The 20,439-nt window shown below is 35.9% G+C and carries 16 protein-coding genes, 1 tRNA gene and 1 pseudogene; 15 read left to right on the top strand and 3 right to left on the bottom strand.

The window, feature by feature from the left end:
- Window positions 1-6: 6 nt before the first annotated feature.
- The 3 genes from J1905_RS02300 (at window position 7) to J1905_RS02290 (ending at window position 4,598) form a co-directional block, all read left to right on the top strand.
- Window positions 7-552 carry a DUF4199 domain-containing protein gene (locus J1905_RS02300; protein WP_214225553.1) on the top strand — a complete coding sequence of 182 codons (546 nt, stop codon included), beginning with the start codon at window positions 7-9 and terminating at the stop codon, window positions 550-552.
- A gap of 345 nt (window positions 553-897) precedes the next feature.
- Complete coding sequence (locus J1905_RS02295) at window positions 898-1,896, top strand: Gfo/Idh/MocA family protein (protein ID WP_214225552.1); 999 nt, start codon at window positions 898-900, stop codon at window positions 1,894-1,896.
- A gap of 8 nt (window positions 1,897-1,904) precedes the next feature.
- Complete coding sequence (locus J1905_RS02290; RefSeq protein ID WP_214225551.1) at window positions 1,905-4,598, top strand: PQQ-dependent sugar dehydrogenase; 2,694 nt, start codon at window positions 1,905-1,907, stop codon at window positions 4,596-4,598.
- Window positions 4,599-4,663: 65 nt separating this feature from the next.
- On the opposite strand, the gene J1905_RS02285 is transcribed toward J1905_RS02290, so the two are convergent.
- Window positions 4,664-5,434 (bottom strand): 3-keto-disaccharide hydrolase, encoded by a 771-nt coding sequence (locus J1905_RS02285; protein ID WP_250317966.1) that lies wholly within the window; start codon window positions 5,432-5,434, stop codon window positions 4,664-4,666.
- Between the two features lie 211 nt (window positions 5,435-5,645).
- On the opposite strand from J1905_RS02285, the gene J1905_RS02280 reads away from it, so the two are divergent.
- The 9 genes from J1905_RS02280 (at window position 5,646) to J1905_RS02240 (ending at window position 13,442) form a co-directional block, all read left to right on the top strand.
- Window positions 5,646-6,599: a glycosyltransferase family 2 protein gene (locus tag J1905_RS02280; protein ID WP_214225550.1), complete on the top strand. Its 954-nt coding sequence runs from the start codon at window positions 5,646-5,648 to the stop codon at window positions 6,597-6,599.
- A 3-nt stretch (window positions 6,600-6,602) separates the two neighbouring features.
- On the top strand, window positions 6,603-7,571 hold the full coding sequence (locus J1905_RS02275) for a glycosyltransferase family 2 protein (protein WP_214225549.1): 969 nt from the start codon (window positions 6,603-6,605) through the stop codon (window positions 7,569-7,571).
- Window positions 7,568-8,356, top strand: coding sequence for a hypothetical protein (locus tag J1905_RS02270; RefSeq protein ID WP_214225548.1), 789 nt, complete (start codon window positions 7,568-7,570; stop codon window positions 8,354-8,356). The genes J1905_RS02275 and J1905_RS02270 overlap by 4 nt, the downstream gene beginning before the upstream one ends.
- Window positions 8,357-8,365: 9 nt before the next feature.
- Complete coding sequence (locus J1905_RS02265; protein ID WP_214225547.1) at window positions 8,366-9,865, top strand: GH3 auxin-responsive promoter family protein; 1,500 nt, start codon at window positions 8,366-8,368, stop codon at window positions 9,863-9,865.
- Complete coding sequence (locus tag J1905_RS02260; RefSeq protein ID WP_214225546.1) at window positions 9,862-11,013, top strand: 1-deoxy-D-xylulose-5-phosphate reductoisomerase; 1,152 nt, start codon at window positions 9,862-9,864, stop codon at window positions 11,011-11,013. Before J1905_RS02265 ends, J1905_RS02260 begins: the two co-directional genes overlap by 4 nt.
- A gap of 39 nt (window positions 11,014-11,052) precedes the next feature.
- On the top strand, window positions 11,053-12,393 hold the full coding sequence (rseP, locus tag J1905_RS02255) for an RIP metalloprotease RseP (RefSeq protein ID WP_214225545.1): 1,341 nt from the start codon (window positions 11,053-11,055) through the stop codon (window positions 12,391-12,393).
- A gap of 6 nt (window positions 12,394-12,399) precedes the next feature.
- On the top strand, window positions 12,400-12,933 hold the full coding sequence (locus tag J1905_RS02250) for an iron-sulfur cluster co-chaperone HscB C-terminal domain-containing protein (RefSeq protein WP_214225544.1): 534 nt from the start codon (window positions 12,400-12,402) through the stop codon (window positions 12,931-12,933).
- A gap of 85 nt (window positions 12,934-13,018) precedes the next feature.
- Window positions 13,019-13,318, top strand: coding sequence for a DUF3817 domain-containing protein (locus J1905_RS02245; protein ID WP_214225543.1), 300 nt, complete (start codon window positions 13,019-13,021; stop codon window positions 13,316-13,318).
- A 44-nt stretch (window positions 13,319-13,362) separates the two neighbouring features.
- Window positions 13,363-13,442, top strand: a tRNA-Leu gene (locus J1905_RS02240).
- 600 nt (window positions 13,443-14,042) lie between these two features.
- On the opposite strand, the pseudogene J1905_RS23890 reads toward J1905_RS02240, so the two are convergent.
- Both J1905_RS23890 and J1905_RS02230 read right to left on the bottom strand, forming a co-directional pair.
- Window positions 14,043-14,402, bottom strand: a pseudogene (locus tag J1905_RS23890) (universal stress protein); the annotation flags it as partial.
- 139 nt (window positions 14,403-14,541) lie between these two features.
- Window positions 14,542-15,579: a cyclic nucleotide-binding domain-containing protein gene (locus tag J1905_RS02230; protein ID WP_214225541.1), complete on the bottom strand. Its 1,038-nt coding sequence runs from the start codon at window positions 15,577-15,579 to the stop codon at window positions 14,542-14,544.
- Window positions 15,580-15,835: 256 nt separating this feature from the next.
- Here J1905_RS02230 and J1905_RS02225 point away from each other — a divergent pair, with 256 nt between their 5' ends.
- The 3 genes from J1905_RS02225 (at window position 15,836) to J1905_RS02215 (ending at window position 20,378) form a co-directional block, all read left to right on the top strand.
- On the top strand, window positions 15,836-16,276 hold the full coding sequence (locus J1905_RS02225) for a helix-turn-helix domain-containing protein (protein ID WP_214225540.1): 441 nt from the start codon (window positions 15,836-15,838) through the stop codon (window positions 16,274-16,276).
- Window positions 16,277-17,302: 1,026 nt separating this feature from the next.
- The gene (locus J1905_RS02220; RefSeq protein ID WP_214225539.1) at window positions 17,303-18,058 is read left to right on the top strand and encodes a polysaccharide biosynthesis/export family protein; all 756 of its coding nucleotides are present in this window, start codon (window positions 17,303-17,305) and stop codon (window positions 18,056-18,058) included.
- A 19-nt stretch (window positions 18,059-18,077) separates the two neighbouring features.
- Complete coding sequence (locus J1905_RS02215) at window positions 18,078-20,378, top strand: GumC family protein (protein ID WP_214225538.1); 2,301 nt, start codon at window positions 18,078-18,080, stop codon at window positions 20,376-20,378.
- Window positions 20,379-20,439: the final 61 nt, after the last annotated feature.

Here is a 20,439-nt window from a genome sequence, read left to right as displayed (position 1 = left end):
TTTCAAATGGAGGAATTAGTAGTTGAACCCAAAAAGAATCCCAATATGTTAGCGTTTAAAAGCGCAGCGGCATATTCTGTTTACTTCTTTGTATTAATGTTTGTGATGAAGTGGATGGGGGTAGATCAGAATAATCCGAATACAAGTACTGCAGAGAAAATAATTTACTCTCTTGCATCTTATATTCCATTTATAATGGCTGTTGTGTTTGTGCAGACTACTTATAAAAAGGAGTTGGGTGGTTACATAACCTTTGGAAAGGCTTTTTCTGCAGGCTTTAAAGTAGCTGCTTATGCTGGTTTGTTTATAGCAGTACTGACTATTCTTTACTATAAAGTGGTAGATACAAATGCTTTTAATCAGATAATGGATGCAGCAGTGGCTCAGGCCGGTGATGATGAAGCCAAGATTAAAGGTGTAGAAATGATGAGGCCATATATGGTTCTTTTTATTGGATTTGGAGTAGCAGTGAGTTACACTATATATGGGCTGATTGTTAGCTTAATTGGTGCAGCTGTTGTTAAAAAAGAACAACCTCTTTACGAAGAATAGTATTTTAACAATATAAAATACAGGACTTGTTAAAAAAGACAATTATTAAATCCATTAATGGATTTAATAATTGTCTTTTTTTGTTTATTATTGTTTTGAGGTTGTTCAAAAAGTGCGGTCGTAATTTCTGTGTTCCAGCTGCTTATGTTGATTGTTGTCTGTTAAAAAAGAACTTTTTATTTCTGAAAGACAATAATAATTAAAGCTCTCAATTATCTCGACTTATGTCGGGCTCTCAAATCAGTAAGGTTTCTTTTCTGTTTCGGGATACTGTGGAATACAATCGATGTGAAGAACGAATTGTTTGTATAGTCTCTTGCTTGAAACACACAAAACCAAATATATATGAGATCTTTTAATCGCAGATCTTTCATCGTAAACACTGCACTTGCAGGTTTAGGTGCAGGTTTGCTTCATTCTTTGCCTTCGTTAGGTAATGCGCCGTTAGGTACGGAAACAGGGAAACGTATTGGAATTATTGGATTAGATACTTCGCACAGCGAGGTTTTTACCAAAGCTATTAATGGAGGTGGTCCAGAAATGAAGGGCTATAAAGTAATAGCAGCTTATCCGCATGGAAGTAAAGATATTCCAGCTGCATTAAAAATGAAACCAGGTATCATTGAAGCTGTTAAGGCGAGTGGGGTTGAAATAGTAGACTCAATTGAAGAATTGATTAGGAAGGTTGATGTTATCCTGTTGGAAACAATTGACGGAAGACCACATTTTGAACAAGCTTTACCGGTGATGCAGGCAGGAAAAAGGATGTTTATCGACAAACCTATTGCAGCTTCACTGGAAGATGTAAAGAAAATTTTTGCGGCTTCTAAAAAATATGACGCCCCAGTTTTTAGTTCTTCGGCATTGCGTTTTGATGGTAATGTGCAAAAGGTTGTTTCTGGAAGTATTGGAAAGGTATTAGGAGCAGATGTTTATACTCCGGCGGAGATTGAATCGAATCACATGGATATGGCCTGGTATGCTATACATGGAATAGAAATGTTGTTTACAGTCATGGGGCCAGGTTGTAAAACAGTAACAAGGGTATATAACGATGGTGTTGATTTTGTAACAGGTGTATGGGAAGATGGGCGAGTAGGAAGTGTACGTGGAATACGAAATGGGGCCTCAAATATTGCAGGTACTGCTTTTGGAGAAAGTGGAATAAGTCCATTAGGACCGTTTAATTCTTATTCTCCACTAATAGCTGAGATCATCGGTTTTTTTGAAACGGGTAAACCTCCTGTTTCTGAAAAGGAAACCATGGAAATTTTCTCTTTTATAAAGGCTGCAGATCTGAGCAGAAAACAGAATGGTTCACCAGTTTCACTGGCTAATGTTTAATTATTAAAATGAAATCAAACTATTTATTAGTAGCTGCAGCGTTTTTTATTGTTGTGTGTAGCTCATGGATCGGGAAAAATACATACACGAATCATCCTTTTCAAATATTAGGTAAGATCGATACAAAAGTTCCTGATAGTAGCAGGTATACGCGTATTGTATTAGCGGAAGGATTGGATGAACCTATGGAAATGGCCGTGCTCCCTAACTTAAATGTACTTTTTGTAGAACGTAAAGGTGCTGTAAAGCTTTATAATAGTAAAACAAAGGCAGTTAAAATTATAGCAAATATTAATGTTTTTAGCGGTATAGAAGATGGACTGCTGGGGTTAGCCCTTGATCCTAAGTTTGCCGAAAATCATTGGGTGTACCTTTATTTTGCAGTAGGAGGAGATGAATCAAAAAGTAGATTAGCACGGTATCAGCTAGTTGGTGATAAGCTAATTAGTAAGTCTGAACAGGTATTGCTTGAAATCCCCACTCAGCGTAAATATTGTTGCCACTCTGCAGGTTATCTTGCATTTGATTCGAAAGGGGTATTATATCTATCTACAGGTGATAATACTAATGCAGAGGAAACAGAAGGATATACTCCTGTGGATGAAAGACCGGGAAGAGGATTAGCGGATGATCAGGCAACTTCTGCTAGTACTAATGATTTAAGAGGAAAGATACTTCGTATTATTCCTAAAGAGGGTGGTGGTTATTCTATTCCTGAAGGGAATCTTTTTCCTAAAGATGGTTCAAAAGGCTTACCTGAAATTTACACAATGGGATCCCGTAATCCTTATCGGTTTAGCATCGATCAAAAAAATGGCTATGTATATTGGGGGGATGTTGGTCCGGATACAAAAGTAGAAAGTGAAGATGGGGAGTACATGAGTTTTGATGAGATTAATCAGGCTAAGAAACCCGGTTTTTTTGGTTGGCCATATTTTTTAGGCAACAATCAGACATTACCGTTGTATAATTATGCAACTAAACGGCCGGGGGAAAAAAAGGATCATACTAAGCCATTAAATAATTCACCAAATAATACCGGTGAAAAGGAGTTGCCTCCAGCTCAGGCAGCAATGATTTGGTATGGTAAAATGCCTTCTAAACATTTCCCTCTGGTAGGAAGTGGTGGTGCTACTGCAGCGGCTGGTCCGGTTTATTATAGCGACCTATTCCCAAATGCTCCCTATAAGCTTTCGGAATATTACAATGGTAAGTTATTTATTTACGATTGGATTAGGGGCTGGATTATGGCGGTTACTTTTGATGAAAGTGGTAACTATAAGCAGATGGAACCATTTTTAAAACACTTTAAGTTCTCTGCTCCCGTAGATATGCAATTTAGTAAGGATGGTGCAGTGTATATGCTTGAATATGGCACTAATTGGTTTTCTAAAAATACAGATGCAAAACTTGTAAGGATAGAATATCAGGAAGGAAATAGAAAACCTATTGCGGAAATTGCAGTAGATAAACCGTATGGTGCAGCGCCTTTATCGATTAGTCTGTCAGGTAATAAATCAGTTGATTTTGATAAAGAAGATAAACTTGATTTCAGCTGGAAGATAGCAGGTAAAATAATCAATGGATCGGAAATGAAGTACACCTTTAAGAAGCCGGGTATTTATAGCGTTGAACTAAATGTTAAGGATGATAAAGGCGCAATAGGAACCGCAGTTTCCAAAATACATGTAGGGAATACACCTCCGTTAGTAGCTATTAAAAGCAATTCAAATAGAAGTTTTTACTGGGATGGTGAGCTATTAGATTATCAGGTTGTGGTTAAGGACGTAGAGGATAAGGTGATAGATCAGAATAAGGTGAAGGTCTCTTTCGGTTATTTACCTCAGGGAAAAGATGTAGCGGTTATCCTCGCCGGGAATCAAGATCCTGGAGCTTATAATTACCTTAAAGGGTCGGGGATGTTGGCTAATTTGGATTGCAAGGCATGTCATTCTATGGATAAGGCTTCAGTTGGACCTACTTATAAGTCGATATCGATGCGTTATGCCGGCAAGAAAGATATAGTAAAAACGCTAGTTAAAAAGGTTATAGAAGGTGGTAGTGGAAACTGGGGAGAACGGGCTATGTCGGCACATCCGGCAGTCTCTCCGGATGCAGCAGCAGAAATGGTTAATTATATCCTTTCGCTTTCTAAAAAGTCGGGGAAACTGCCTCTTAAAAATAGTATCTCTTTAAAAGACCATCTTGGAAATGGAAAGGAAGGAAGCTATCTGCTGAATGCTTCCTATAGAGATAAAGGAGCCAATGGTATTGAGCCATTAGATGGCAGAGCTTATATTTCTTTGCACAATCCTTATGTTCAGGCAGAGGATTTTGATAAAGGAAATGTTCGTATAGCTACCATTACTACTGCTTTTATGGCTTATGCAACTGGAATCGCAGATCGGAGTTATATCAAGTTTAACAAAATAGATCTGACAGGTATAAAACAGCTTAAGTATAATGTACAGGCCATTGGGGCTGGAGGAAATATTGAATTGAGGTTAGATAGTATGAATGGACCGTTAATAAGTAAGTTTATTGTGCCTGCAGTGGCTAATGGTAAAACAGATTGGAAAGAGTTGACTGCAGTAGTAAATGACACAAAAGGAAGTCATGATCTTTATTTTGTGTTTAGTGCCTCAGGAGATCAGAAGCAAGATTTGTTTAATCTGGATTGGATTTATTTTTCTAATAAATAAATAGTAAGGGGCTGTTCGAAGAATTTTGCATTCTTCGAACAGCCCCTTAGCCTAAAAATCCATAATTACAGATTTCTGATCCAGATGTTACGGAAACTCAATGGCTCACTAGGATCTCCATGAGATTGTAACTTAATTGGTGAAGGACCATGAGCTTCTTTATATGAAGCAGTTCCAATATATTGTGTCGGACCTAATAAGCTAGTGTTATCCTGAACCAATACGCCGTTAAATAGAACGGTAACTCTTGCAGGAGTTTTTACAGTTTTATCATCGTTAAATGTAGGGGCAGTCCAGATTACATCATAAGTATTCCATTCGCCCGGTTTGCGGGTTGGGTTAGCAAGAGGTACAGCTTGTTTGTAAATACTTGCAGCTTGTCCGTTTGTATAAGTGTCGTTTTTATAAGAGTCAAGAATTTGTAATTCGTAACCAGCATCGCCTTTACCAATAGAAGCAAGGAAAAGTCCGCTATTGCCTCTACCTTGACCTTTTCCAGTAATGTTTGCAGGTACTTTCCATTCCAGGTGTAACTGGTAGTTACCAAATGATTGTTTGGTTTCTATGTTCCCAGATTTTTTGTTAACAGTAAACACTTTGTTGGCAACAGTCCATTGAGCAGGTTTAGATCTGTCTTCAGTCATAACCCATTGATCAAGGTTTTTACCATCAAAAAGTATAATAGCATCAGAAGGAGCTGCTATAGTAAGTTCCGTCGCTGATACCACTTTAGGAACCGGGGTATATACTTCAGTGTCTTCAGGCTTAGCATCTTGTGCCTGAACAATGTTAATTCCTGCTATCATTAATGTAGCAAGCATAACTGATTTACGCATGTTTATCATTGTGTGAATTAATTTATAACTATTCAAATTTATAATTAAATGGGATTATTCATAGTAATTCTATAAGTATTTTATTTGTGAGGGCTAATATTGTTACAGATAGAAATAGGCTCAGGTAGTGGTAAAACTTAACAATTTTGCATATATGCATATTTGTTAAGTTTTAAGTAAGTTTGCACAGTTTTAAGCGTTGTAATCACACATGGATATTTCTGTTGTAATCCCCCTATATAATGAAGAAGAATCGTTACCTGAGTTAACTTCATGGATTGCTAAAGTAATGCAAGAGCATAACTTTAGTTATGAGGTTCTTTTTGTTGACGACGGAAGTACTGATGCTTCGTGGAGTATCATCGAGAATTTAAAGCAGGAATATAGTTCAGTAAAAGGAATTAAATTTAGGAGGAACTACGGTAAGTCAGCGGCTTTAAATGTGGCTTTTGAGGCTGCCCAAGGTGACGTTGTGATTACTATGGATGCCGATTTACAGGATAGCCCAGATGAAATACCGGAGCTTTTCCGTAGAATAAAAGAGGAGAAGTTTGATATCGTATCCGGCTGGAAAAAGAAACGCTACGACCCGATTACTAAAACCATACCTACTAAACTCTTTAATGCGGCCACTCGCAAGATGTCAGGCATTCAATTGAATGATTTTAATTGTGGTTTAAAAGCTTACCGTAACGATGTGGTGAAAACCATTGAAGTTTATGGAGAGATGCACCGTTATATACCTGTAATTGCAAAATGGGCAGGATTTAAGAATATTGGAGAACAGGTAGTAGAACATAGGGCCCGTAAGTATGGGGTTACTAAGTTTGGAATGAGCCGTTTTATTAACGGTTTTCTAGATCTGTTGTCTATCTTCTTTGTCGGTAAATTTGGTAAACGCCCAATGCACTTTTTCGGTTCATTAGGAGTTTTAAGTTTTGTATTAGGAACATTTATGGCTTTATGGCTTATAGGTGTTAAGTTGTACCATATTTCGATGGCTATCCCATATAAAAGAGATATAACTGAGCAGCCCTTGTTTTATATTGCGTTAGTGGCTATAATAGTTGGTTCTCAGTTGTTTTTAACAGGATTTGTTGCAGAATTGGTTACTAGAAATGCACCAGAGCGTAATCACTATTTAATAGAAAAGGAGATTTTATAATAAATGTTTTTCTCGATTATAATCCCTCTTTACAATCGCCCTCAGGAGATTGATGAACTGCTAACTACACTTACCAAGCAAACTTATACCCAGTTTGAAGTACTGGTAATTGAGGATGGTTCTGTAAATGATGCTAAAGCTATTGTCGATAAATATGCCAATACCCTTGATGTAAAGTATTTTTTTAAGCCTAATGAGGGACAGGGTTTTTCGCGCAATTATGGATTTGAAAGAGCCAAAGGCGATTACTTTGTTGTTTTTGATTCTGATTGTCTGATTCCTGAAGATTATCTCGAAATAGTTAAGGACTATCTTTACGAACATAAACTGGATGCCTACGGTGGTCCGGATGCCGCCCATCAAAGTTTTACTCCGGTACAAAAAGCTATCAGTTATGCTATGACTTCGCCGTTTACAACCGGTGGAATAAGGGGTAATAAAAAACATATCGGACAGTTTCATCCTCGTAGCTTTAATATGGGGGTATCCAGAGAGGTGTGGGAAAAGGTTGGCGGTTTTATTTTAACAAGGCTTGGTGAGGATATTGAATATAGTATCCGTATTCACGAACATGGCTTTAAGATTGGTTTGATTCCGGCAGCCCGAGTTTTTCATAAAAGACGTACAAGTTTTGGTCAGTTTTATAAACAACTGCATTTTTTTGGCAGGGCCAGGATAAATATTTATAAACATTTCCCTTCCGAATTGAAATTGGTACATTTCTTTCCGGCAGCATTTACCTGTGGTGTGATATTTACTGTGCTTATTAATATATTTTATTGGCCTTTAGCATTCATTTGTAACTTTGTAATGCTGGTATACTTTATGTTGATATTTTTTCACTCGTGGCAGGTTAATAAGTCATTAAAAGTTGCATTTTTGAGCATTATTGCCGCATTCATTCAGCTAACGGCCTACGGTCTGGGTTTTATACAGGATTTTATTAAAAGAGTAGTATTTAAACAACAATGATAGAATTTTTAAAGGAGAGTACATTTGCTGTAAATGAGGTGATTAGCAAGGCCTGGACAGTGACCAAAAGGAATTACTTTTCTATTGCGACACTGTGTTTTTTGATGTTTATTACTTCTAATGCTTCGGGTTTGATGGCATTCTTTTTAAAGGATGTGAGTAAGGGATTGAGCATATTGATGGCTTTCATCTTTGTGATGTTCTATTTCACCATCAATTTGTCATTATTTAAGTACATTTTTCATTTACTGGATGATGAAGAGCATGATGTAAGTATCGTGAGTACTATTCCTACAAGAAAACAGATCATTAGATTTTTGGTGGCTACCCTTTACTTTATGCTTTGTATTGTAGGTGTGTATTCAATAGTAGTATTGATTGCATTCCCTTTTATATATACTGGGATAAAGATGGATATTATAACCAATGTGGCTATTTCGGTGGGTGTGGTGGCAATATTCATTACATGGATCCGCATTTCTTTCTTTCCGTTTTTTATAATTGATAAAGATTTACCTCCGTTTCTATCCATCAAATTTAGCTTAGCTACTACAAAAGGTAACTTTACAAAGATCTTTTTGCTTTTATTGGTGCTACTAAGCTTCCATCTGCTTTACTTGTTTTTTAGTTACATACACTGGCCGGTAGTATCTTTCTTTATAAATATTTTGAGCTCTTTTATTATTGTACCTCTATCAAGCGTGGCCTTAACTATTGCCTATCGCAAAATGATGAGTGAATACAAAGGAGATGCTGAACCAGATATTATACACAACATAGTTTAATCAGAACTTATGGGATTAAAAGCGGCATTAAGTAAACCGTTTGCAGCCTTTATTGTAAAAGGCATCAATAAATGGAAAAAAAATGCAGTGGGAGCACAGAAGGAAACTTTGAGCCAACTCATTGATTCTGCAAAAAATACGGCCTTTGGTAAAGATCATGGTTTCGCTTCTGTTAAAACCTACGATGACTTTAAAAAGGCAGTGCCTGTTAGAGACTACGAAGAGCTAAGACCTTATATTGAAAGAATAGTTGCAGGTGAGCCTGATGTAATGTGGAAGGGTAAGCCCCTTTACTTTGCAAAAACCTCTGGTACTACTTCCGGTGTTAAATATATCCCGCTTTCTAAAGAGTCAGTACCCGAGCATGTTAAGGCTGCCCGCAATGCTTTACTTACCTATATTTATGAAACGGGTAATACCAGTTTTATTAATGGTAAGATGATCTTTTTACAGGGAAGCCCGGTATTGAGTAAAAAGAATGGTATTAATGTGGGTCGACTATCTGGTATTGTAGCTCACCTTGTTCCAGGTTATTTGCAGAAAAACCGTTTGCCTTCTTATGCTACAAATTGTATTGAAGATTGGGAGCAAAAGGTTGATGCCATAGTTGAAGAAACCTTTAGTGAAGATATGACTCTGATTTCGGGGATACCGCCATGGGTACAAATGTATTTTGATAGGCTTACGCAGAAATCGGGTGGTGAAAAGATTAAAGACATCTTTAAGAATTTTAGCTTGTTTGTATATGGGGGAGTTAATTATGAACCTTATCGTGCTAAAATAGAAGAAAGCATAGGCAGGAAGATCGATACGATTGAAACTTATCCGGCATCAGAGGGATTTATCGCTTATCAGGACAGTCAGCAGGATAAAAGCTTGTTATTGTTGGCAAATGCTGGTATATTTTATGAGTTTATTCCGGCAGATGAGTATTATAATGAGAATCCTTTAAGGGTTAGTCTGGAGGATGTTGAGCTTGAAAAGAATTACGCTTTGATACTCAATACAAACGCTGGTTTGTGGGGCTATAGCATTGGAGATACAGTTAAGTTTGTATCTAAGAACCCTTATAAAATATTGGTTACCGGACGTATTAAACATTTTATCTCCGCTTTTGGGGAACATGTAATTGGCGAAGAGGTAGAACATGCTTTACTTACTGTAGCTAACGAAGAAGGTGTTGGTATCACAGAATTTACTGTAGCGCCTCAGGTAGAAACTCCACAGGGTGAATTGCCTTACCATGAGTGGTTTGTAGAGTTTTCTAATCCTCCAAAGGATCTTGATGCATTCAGTAAAAAAGTAGACGAAGCACTACAAAAGAAGAATATTTACTATTTTGACCTCATTGATGGGAAAATACTGCAACCTCTGATCATTCGCTCCTTACAGAAGGATGCTTTTGTGAACTTTATGCGTAGTCAGGGTAAGCTTGGCGGACAGAATAAAGTTCCAAGATTATCGAACGACAGAAAGATTGCAGATAATTTAAGTAGTTTTATAAATTGAAGAACATATCCATTTTAGGCGCAACTGGTTCAATAGGAACACAGGCCTTAGAAGTTATTGAGGCAAATCCTGGATTGTATAAGGTTACGGCGCTTACAGCACAATCAAACGCCGATTTATTAATTGCTCAGGCTTTACAGTTTAAGCCTTTGATGGTTGTTATTGGCGATGAAAGTAAATATCAGTCGGTAAAAGCAACCTTGGCAAGTACAGGGATCAAAGTTTTGGCTGGTGAAGATGCGTTGTGTGAAGCTGCGAGTTTAGCAGAAACAGATTTAGTGCTTACTGCGATAGTGGGCTCTGTTGGTTTAAAGCCAACTATTGCTGCTATAAAAGCTAAAAAGGACATCGGGTTAGCCAATAAAGAAACACTGGTAGTAGCAGGCGATTTGATAACTGCCTTGGCTAAAGAGCATGGCGTGAAAATTATTCCTGTAGACTCTGAGCATTCTGCAATTTTCCAATGCCTGGTAGGCGAGGCCTTCAATACCATTGAAAAGATTTATTTGACTGCTTCGGGCGGGCCATTTAGAGGTAAAGAGCGGGATTTTTTAGCCAATGTTACAAAAGTTGAGGCGCTTAAACATCCCAATTGGGTAATGGGAGCAAAGATCACTATTGATTCTGCATCTCTAATGAATAAAGGGCTGGAGGTTATTGAAGCCAAGTGGCTGTTTGATCTGGATGTTGAACAGATAGATGTAATTGTACACCCGCAGTCTATTGTACATTCGTTGGTGCAATTTAATGATGGCTCTATGAAAGCACAGATGGGCTTGCCTGATATGAAATTGCCAATTCATTACGCTTTTGCATATCCAGATAGAATAAGTAGCAGTTTTAAACGTTTCAATTTCATGGATTATCCTGAGCTAACGTTTTCACAAGCTGACAGAAGTACTTTTAGAAATCTTGATCTTGCATTTGAGGCTTTACGCAGAGCCGGAAATATGCCTTGCATTATTAATGCTGCCAATGAAGTGGTGGTAAATGCCTTTTTACAAAATCAGATTGGTTTCCTGGAAATGAGCGATATTATAGAACAATGTATGTCTGATATCAGCTTTATAGCCAAGCCAACACTCAACAATTATTTAGAAACCGACGAGCTTACACGTATATTTGCGGGTGAGCTAGTAACAAAATAAGTTTTTTACAGTCAAATTTAGAAACATTTAAAATCATATATGAGCGGATTGATTATGGCGGCCCAGTTACTTCTGGGATTATCGATATTAGTTATTTTACACGAATTGGGACATTTTCTTGCAGCACGTGCTTTTGGAATTAAGGTAGAGAAGTTTTACCTGTTTTTTGATGCCTGGGGTGTTAAATTATTTAGTTTTAAAAAGGGGGATTGTGAGTATGGTATTGGCTGGTTGCCTTTAGGTGGCTATGTTAAAATTGCAGGTATGATAGATGAATCTATGGATACCGAGCAAATGAATCAACCTGCTCAACCTTGGGAATTCAGATCTAAACCAGCTTGGCAGCGTTTAATTGTAATGCTGGGGGGTGTTATTGTGAACGTAGTAGTTGGTATTCTGATTTTCTGGATGCTAACTTTTAAATATGGTGAAACATTTATTCCAAACAGTTCTGTACAGAATGGTATTAATCCAGGTAGTATCGGTAAAGAAATCGGACTTCAAAAAGGAGATAAAGTTATTGCCATTAATGGCAATAAAGTGATTCGTTTTGATGAATTGATCAGTTCAAAAGTTTTACTTGGAAACACAAACTTAACTGTTATCCGTGGAGAGAGAACTCTGGATATTAAAGTGCCTGAAAATATCCTAAATAGAATTTCTGAGCCTGATATGGGAATTGAATCATTTATCAGCAGGATGCCTCTTTTAAGTACCAGAATAGATAGTATAGTGTCGGGAAAGGCTGCAGAGAAAGCAGGCTTAAAGAAAGGTGATAAAATTACTTCTGTAAATGGTATACCTATGAAGTATGATGTTGATTTCAGATCAATTGTCCCAAAATATAAAGGTAAAACAGTAGATCTAGGTATTGATAGAGGTACAGAGAAGCTTTCTGTTAAAGTTCCGGTAGATACTTCCGGTACTGTAGGTATTGGGTTTATTGCTACAAGCCAGATAAAAGAAGAAACCATAAATTACGGTCTTTTTGCTTCGCTTCCAATAGGTGCGAATCAAGCTTGGAAAGTTTTTAGCGATAATGGTAAAGGAATTTGGAAAGTGCTTACTGGTAAAATCCAGGCAAACAAAGCATTCTCAGGCCCTGTAGAGATCGCACGTAAAGTTTACGGCGGAGAGTGGGTTTGGTCTAGATTCTGGGCTTCAACAGGCTTTATTTCTATTGCTTTGGCATTTATGAACTTGTTGCCTATTCCTGCTTTGGATGGTGGACATGTTGTGTTCCTGGTTGTAGAGATGATTAAAGGAAAACCTCTTGGGGATAAATTTATGGAACGGGCTCAAATGGTTGGTTTTGTTCTTTTATTATCATTAATGGTCTTTGTGCTCGGTAACGACATATTTAAGGCCATAATGCATTAGGTTCTCATGACTGATTATTTTTCATTTTATGGCTTACCATTAAGCTTTAATCCTGATGCTGCTCTTGTAAAACAGAAGTTTTATGAGTTCAGTAAGAAGTATCATCCTGATTTTTATATCAATGAGAGTGATGAGAAGCAGGCTGAAGTATTGGAATTAAGTACAGTAAACAATAAAGCATATCAGGTTCTAAGTGATCCGCAGAAAAGGTTACATTATATTTTAGAATTGAAAGGCTTATTAACAGAAGGGGAGAACTATGTTTTACCTCAAAGCTTTTTAATGGATATGATGGATATTAACGAGACATTGATGGATCTACAGTTTGATCCTGACCCCATAAAGCTGGCTGCGTTGAAAGAAGATGTTAATGGTGTAGAAAAAGGTCTGTCGGACGAAATCGTAACTCTTACGACCTCTTTTGAAGTTCAGGACACTGAAGAACAAAATAAAACTCTTATTGCGGTAAAAGATCTTTATTACCGTACCAAATACTTGCTGAGGCTTAGGGAAAGTATTGCTAAAGCAACTGCTTTATAGGCTTGGCTGTTAAATCATTGTAAAAAAGTAAAATGCTACTTTTTTACAATGATTGTTTGAATACCTTTGCCGAAAATCCACACATATGAACACATTATCCATTTTTAGAAAAGTTGCCGTTGCAGAAGGACTTTCATACGTCTTTTTGGTGTTTATTGCTATGCCCCTAAAGTATTGGGCCGACTTGCCTTTGGCCGTAAAATATACAGGTTGGGCTCATGGCGTTTTATTTATGCTTTATATGGTTATTTTAATTATGGCATGGCAAGAGTACAAATGGAACTTTAAAAAGGTGGTACTCATAGGGTTTGCGTCTTTATTGCCTTTTGCCCCTTTTTGGGTAGATAAAAAACTTAAAGAAGATAATTTAAATAAGTCTTGGTAATTAGTTTTTCAATTAATACATTTGCATCCCGCTAATAAGCAAAAGCCCAGCTGGCGGAATTGGTAGACGCGCTGGTCTCAAACACCTGTGGGAAACCGTGCCGGTTCGACTCCGGCGCTGGGTACAGCCCCTTTTTACGCAAGTAAAAAGGGGTTTTTCTTTTAAAACTGCTTTTTCGGCTGTAAATAATGCTTTGATGGGAATCAAGTGGAATATTTTAAGGATTATGACACCTTTTTAATATCTCCCATCCTTACTTTTTAAAGCTTAAAATCGGGATTTTGGTATAAATTGATAAGGGTTGGATTTTTGATGGGTGGAGCATAGAATTCCAGTAAGGTTTAGATCGATGGATGAAAAATACAACCAATGTTGATTTTATTTTTTTAACGGCATGATTAACATCTTCGCTTAAAGTATTAACGGGGTTGCGTTGCACATATTTAACCTTAACCTTGATACCAGTTCTTTTAAGTAGTTTGGTTTCTACAGCGCTAACTTTAGGTAATGTTTCTTGCTGCAAAGCAATGTGCAACATTTTAATCTCGGCTTCTACAGGGGTAGCAAAGTCAATTACTTTTCTAATCTCCTTTTGATAATTAGACATATCTGTAGCATAACATATTTGAGTTAACGGCTTAATATTATACGTACTGGGAATGCTAATGACGGGGATGGGAGATTTTACAATAAGTTTGCTGGAAGTAGCACCAATTATCTTTTTCGACTTACCAGAGCCCAGAGTACTAATGCATATGTAATTAACCTTATGGTTTGATGCACTGCTTAAAATTGAAGTGATAACGTTAGGACTCATTTTAAGGTCTAATTCAAAGTTGGTAAATTCATCATCATAATCCTTAAAAATTCGATCTAAAAATTTAGTCAATTTTTGAGCTATAAATTGTTTTCTAATATTGCGATGGTTTTCAAATCGATGGTTACGCCAACTGGTTGGCCTTAGCAAATGATAAATATGAACAATCACCAATTTAGTCCCTGTTAGTTGAGAAAGTTTATAGGCAAAGCGCACTGCCGAAACAGAATTTGCTGATAAATCTGTAGCAACCAAAATTTTTTCCATGCAATTATTTCCTGGGCACAAAATTACCCCTAGGGCATAGGTACAACAATGATGGAAATCAGTTAAAATATTGATGTTTAGCGTGAAATTTGGTTTACATAAATAGAGAAAAATATGTTTTTCAATGGTAAATAAAGCCTTAATTTTTAATTTTCTTTAAACTATCAAGGTCTATGATATGGATTTGACTGCCGTTTTTTTCGATAAATCCCTGATCCTTAAAATCAGAAAGTATTCTGCTTACGGTTTCTGTGGCTATACCGGTAAGGCCAGCAAGCTCGTCTCTAGAAATATTTATGTGATCGATGGGAGATGCGTCATTATTTAATCTAATTAGTACTTTTGATAGACGTTTTCTTACCGATTCATAAGCAAGTTCCATCAATTGATCATCTTTTTGTTTTAAATTAATAGATAAAATTTTAATAATATGTTGGTTAAGTTCTGTGTATTCATCTAGTAAATCTAGAACTGTTTTCTTTGAAATAAAGTAAACTGAAGAATTTTCTACAGCTTCGGCACTTTCTGTTAAAGGGCTGTTAAGCAATAATGAATCTAACCCGATAAAGCTTTTTGATTTGTAAAGCCCTGTAATCAACTCCCTACCATCGTTGTTTAATTTTATGGTTTTAATACATCCTTCGTCTAAAAAGTAAATGCCCTGTGAGTGGTCGCCATCGAAATATAAAGTTTGCTTCTTTTTTAAACGTTTATTATTACTTTGGAAAACTACTTCATAAAGTTTTTGAAGACCTTCGAGATTTTCAAATTTATTACTGTCAAAGGTTTTTGGGTTTGGATTTCTTGTTTTTAATTTATTTATTCTTGCATCAACTGCTCTTACTAATTGGTTGTTTTGAAAAGGTCTGGTAATAAAATCATCAGCTCCCATTTCCATCCCCTTTCTTAAACTGGTCAATTTTGAATTTAAACTGATAAAAATAAATGGTATTTGTGCTGTTATAGGATTTTTGGATAACACCGCCAACACACCAAAACCATCTATACGGAATAAGTTTGTGTTGCACAAAATGAGTTGTGGGGCTGTATTAATAGCCTCGTTAATTCCAGTGTCGCCATCTAAAGCCGTAGTGATTTGGTATCCAGCGTTTTTTAGGGTGTCAGAATATTCTTCTATTAACTTGAGATTACTTTCAATAATTAGGATGTTCTTCATTTAATTATCGTTTTAAGAGAATTAATATAAATTTACTTCTTTTTTGTTTAAAATCTTAATATTTTTATACATCTGGAATCATTAACTTTTAGATTGAAGGTCATAAGTGCTTTAAAACATGACCAATATCATTCTTTCTGGTGATATAAATCATTTCGTTGTTAATTGTTTTATATGAACTTCAATTACTAATCTCATATATCTCCCTATTGGTTGCTAAATTAATGTTTAACGATAATGTAATATAGAACTAGTTATGAACGCTACCAAAACTCAAACTACCTACTTAAATCTTAACCTAGGGAAGGAAAGTGACGGAAACCTTAAACAGCATTCTCTGAAACGTCACGCGGGAAGTATTATCGAATCAATTATCAGAAAACAAGGACACAATATTAGTAAGTTGGCGAGGTATATGAAAATTAGTCGATGTACTTTGTATAACTGGTTTGAACAAGACAATTTGCCTTATGAGGTATTAGTTGAAATTGGATCGTGTATCAATTATGATTTTTCTCAAGAATTTCCAGAGGTGTTTTCTTTAAATAGAGAAAAGAAAATGGATAGGCAAGTATTAGATAAGCAACCCGGTGAGAACCGAGATGTTGACTATTGGATGCGCAAGTATATTCTATTATTAGAAGAATATAACGAATGTTTAATGAATAAAGAAAATGAGTTTAACAAACCATTTTAAAATAACCTCTGTTAAAAAACTCAATTAAAATAAATCAATGATTATTCAATCATTTCAAATAACTAGCAATTAGTTTCTTTTTGGTGAGTTTTAATATCACCAAAAAGAGTTAATGACATTTCATGTCACTAACATATCGGTTATAAATGTTTTTAATCCTCTAGGTAAATCATTATTCCTTGAAAATAAACATACACACTAACCTGCACCTGGCGCAAGTATTCAAAGTCGCTACAACACACAGCCTTATTCCATAAATTAAAATTTCCAGTGGGAAAAGCCTTCTTTATCGTCTTAATAGGGGGCAGGATGCACGATTTGAAAAAGAAGAGGCTAGCCTGCGCTAGAAAACCTGCTAACTGTTCAAACGCAGGCTTATGAAGTCTATATAGAAAGTAACAGGAAAATTCTTCTGGACAGTAATGTTGAGGTTGTTCTGCAGCCTTTTATTTCGTTAAAGATCCTAATGTGTAAACTCTGGAAGGTGCTGAGAATGTTTATGTAAGCTAGTCCCGTTATGTTTACAACAACTATTTTAAAGCATTGATATTCGCTTGTGCTAAGAGATGCAATGTGTGTAAGTTGAACGTGTTTTTCAAAATTAAGCGAGAAAAAGTGGGTATTTTAGCTGTAAAGTTGACACACGTGGGTTTTTATTCCAAAAAAACTGTGCATTTTAATTCCGGAATGAGATTAATCCTTGTGTTAATGCAAATTTAGTTGTGAACTAAAATTTTAAAAATTCTGATAGTTACAATAAATCTGGGCGCTTTTGCGCTTTTTTTATTGGTCGATTTTTAGAAAAACAGAAAAATTTCCAAAAAGTGACCACAGATAATACACACTTTTTAATACAGAATATTCTCAAAAGTTGATGAATGTGTAGGTGTAAAAAGTGAACATTGTGAATGTTGTATACGATGTTATACACTTTAAATACAATGTAATTATTGCTGTAAAATATTGCTCATTCTGTATATAACTTAGTTCTCAATAAACGTAGCCATTTTTTTAAATCTAAAAATCATGAAAAAAGTTTATCTAATATTTGCGCTGTATACACTTTTATTTTCCTCATGTGCAGAAAGAAGAAATCTTGTTTATTTCAGCGATTTAGCTAAAGTAAACGGCAGTGAAAAAGTAGAAGATCAATCGATTAAAATAGAACAAAATGATTTGTTACGGATTAACGTAAATAGCCTTAATCAAGAATCTAATCTTTTGTTCGCATCAGTCCAAAATCCTACAACTAGAAATAATGAAGAACCTACGGGGTACAGAGTAAGCAAAAATGGGGAAGTTAATATTCCGGTAATTGGTAATATCAAGGTTGAGGGCTTAACAATTGCCGAGGCACAGGATATCTTGGCGTCGAAACTTGATAAATACGTTAAAAAGCCTGTTGTTGAAGTACAAATCCAGAATTTTAAAATTACGGTTATTGGCGAGGTAAACCGGCCATCTAATTTTACAGTGCCGGGAGATCATATAAATTTATTAGAAGCTCTAGGGATGGCGGGTGATATGACAGCATATGGTAAACGTGAGAATGTATTGATTATTAGACAACAGAATGGGCAACGGATAATGAAAAGGTTAAACCTTAACGAACAAGATGTGCTTAATTCTCCATTTTTTACACTTAAACAAAACGATGTCGTTTATGTAGAACCCGATAAATCAAAAGCAATAGAATATAGCCCAAATACCAGAATAATGCCTATAGTGATAGCATCCATATCAGCAGTAGCTGTACTGATATCAGTATTTTTACGTAGATAACCTTTAAAAAATTAGCATCATGGCTTCAGCACAATATTTAAACGGCAACAATGATTTTATAGAGATCTTGAAAAAGTTTGCCCGAAACTGGCCTTATTTTATCATCAGCCTAGCGGTGGCTATGACCTATGTTTACGGTTTCTTATATATTACGCCGCAACAATATAAGGTAAGCAGCACATTGTTAATTCAAGATGATAAAAATGGTACAGCCATGTCTAGTAGCACTGCTTTTAGTGATTTAAACATGTTTCAGACTGTTAAAACTGTTGATAACGAAATAGAAGTTCTACGGTCGAGAGATTTGATATATAAAGTTTTAAGCGAGTTGCATTTAGAAACGAGTTATTTCAAAAAAGATGGTTTTAATGGTTTTAAAACTAAAGAATTATATGGTAAAACACTTCCCTTTAAAATCGAAGTATTGGATTTAAAAAGTGGTGCCTATGCAAGAAATATCAGTATTGCATCGATTAATGATTCTTTGTTTAAGCTTACTGATAGTACTGTAAAAGTGGTTGCTGCTTATGGGGCATTGATTAAGAATAAAAACTATGTGATTAGGGTAGCCAAAGGCCCTGCATTTAGCAATAGCTATGGAAGTATTAATATTAAATTTAATGATTTATATAATCTAACAGAGGCATATAGTTTGGCTAAATTAAGAATTGCTCCGGTAGTTAAAGATGCCAATACGGTTGTGATCAGTGTAAGTGACAACGTGCCACAAAGAGGTATCGATCTGTTAACACTTTTAATACAAACCTATAATATCAACAATGTAAACAAAAAAAATATCATCGCTCAAAGTACAATTAAGTTTATAGATAATAGATTAAGGTATTTGGTGGACGATTTATCTAGCTCTGAGCATGATGTAGAAAGTTTTAAACAACAAAACCAAGTGGCTGATATTAATATAGATGCACAGTTAAATGCTACAAGATCTGTAGATTATAACCAAATGTTGTCATCTTCCGCTACAAAGTTAAGCCTTATCAATTCTATAGAAAGGTATTTTAAAGGAAAACAAGGTCAGAGTAATTTGGCACCCAGCGCTATGGGCATAGAAGATCCAATTTTAAATGGATTGATCGCAAAGTTTAACGATTTACAACTCGAAAAAAATAGAATGTTGCGTACTGCTAATGCAGAAAATCCATTGGTTTTAAATTTAAACGATCAATTATCAGCTTTAAGAATCAATATCCTTGAAAATTTAAATTCTATTAAAGATGGTTTTAAAATAGAAAGGAACAATTTATTGACTAGTTATTCTCAGTATAGCAACAAAAGTAAATCAGGACCTTCTATAGAACGTGGACTTTTAGAAAGAAGCCGTGAGCAAAGTGTGAAATCTGGTTTGTACAGATACCTGATTCAAAAACGTGAGGAAACCGCACTATCTTTATCTACCACGATACCCAGTTCTCAAATTATTGATAAACCAGCCTATAATACCACGCCAGAATCGCCTAAAAGAAAGCTTCTTTACTTATGTGGCTTTATGTTCGGATTCTTTTTACCAGCAGGTGTAATTTATGCTAGAGGATTTTTTAACAATAAAGTAACAAATGCAAGAACAATTGAACTAACCGGCGCAAGGTTATTGGGCGAGCTCTCTCATAATTTGGATAAAAATACCAATGTTTTTCAGAAGGATAATCGCTCTACCATATCAGAATTGTTCAGGTATATCAGAATGAATTTGGACTTTATGACGAGTAAGGGGAGCAACAAGGTGATTTTGGTAACATCAAGCATGCAGGGAGAGGGAAAGACCTTTTTTACCATTAATTTGGCAACCGCCTTGGGTATGCGCGATAAAAAAGTGATTATCCTAGAGTTTGATTTAAGACGACCAACGCTATTGAAAAAACTAGATCTCACTTCTGAATTTGGCTTTACAGATTATATTAAAAACGATACAATTACTGTAGAAAAAATTATACAGCCCAGCTTAATGTCGCAAAATGTAAGTGTAATTGGCTGTGGCGAAATACCTGATGATCCGGCCGAAATTATGACGCACCCCAAGGTTAGCCAATTGGTAGAGGAGCTAAAAGAAAGATTTGATTATGTAATTATAGACACATCGCCGGTTGGCCAAGTTGCCGATGCCTTTAGTTTAGCGAGACATGTTGATGTAAGTATTTATGTGGTAAGGTATAATTATACCAATAATTACCAAATGGCAATACTGAAAGATATTTGTGATGAAAATAAACTCAACAATCTTTTAGTGGTTTTTAATGATGCCAAACGAGAGAAGAATCAAAAATACAGTTATGCCGGCTACGGTTATGCCATGACAAACTAAGGTAAATATATAAAAAGGGGAAGTTGGGTAGGGATACCTAGCTTCAAAAAGGCTAACTGTA

The sequence above is a fragment of the Pedobacter sp. B4-66 genome, from assembly GCF_018492665.1.
In the GTDB taxonomy this organism is placed as follows: Bacteria; Bacteroidota; Bacteroidia; order Sphingobacteriales; family Sphingobacteriaceae; genus Pedobacter.
Note: the sequence above shows the minus strand (reverse complement) of the source record. Positions and strands in the feature narration are given on the sequence as shown.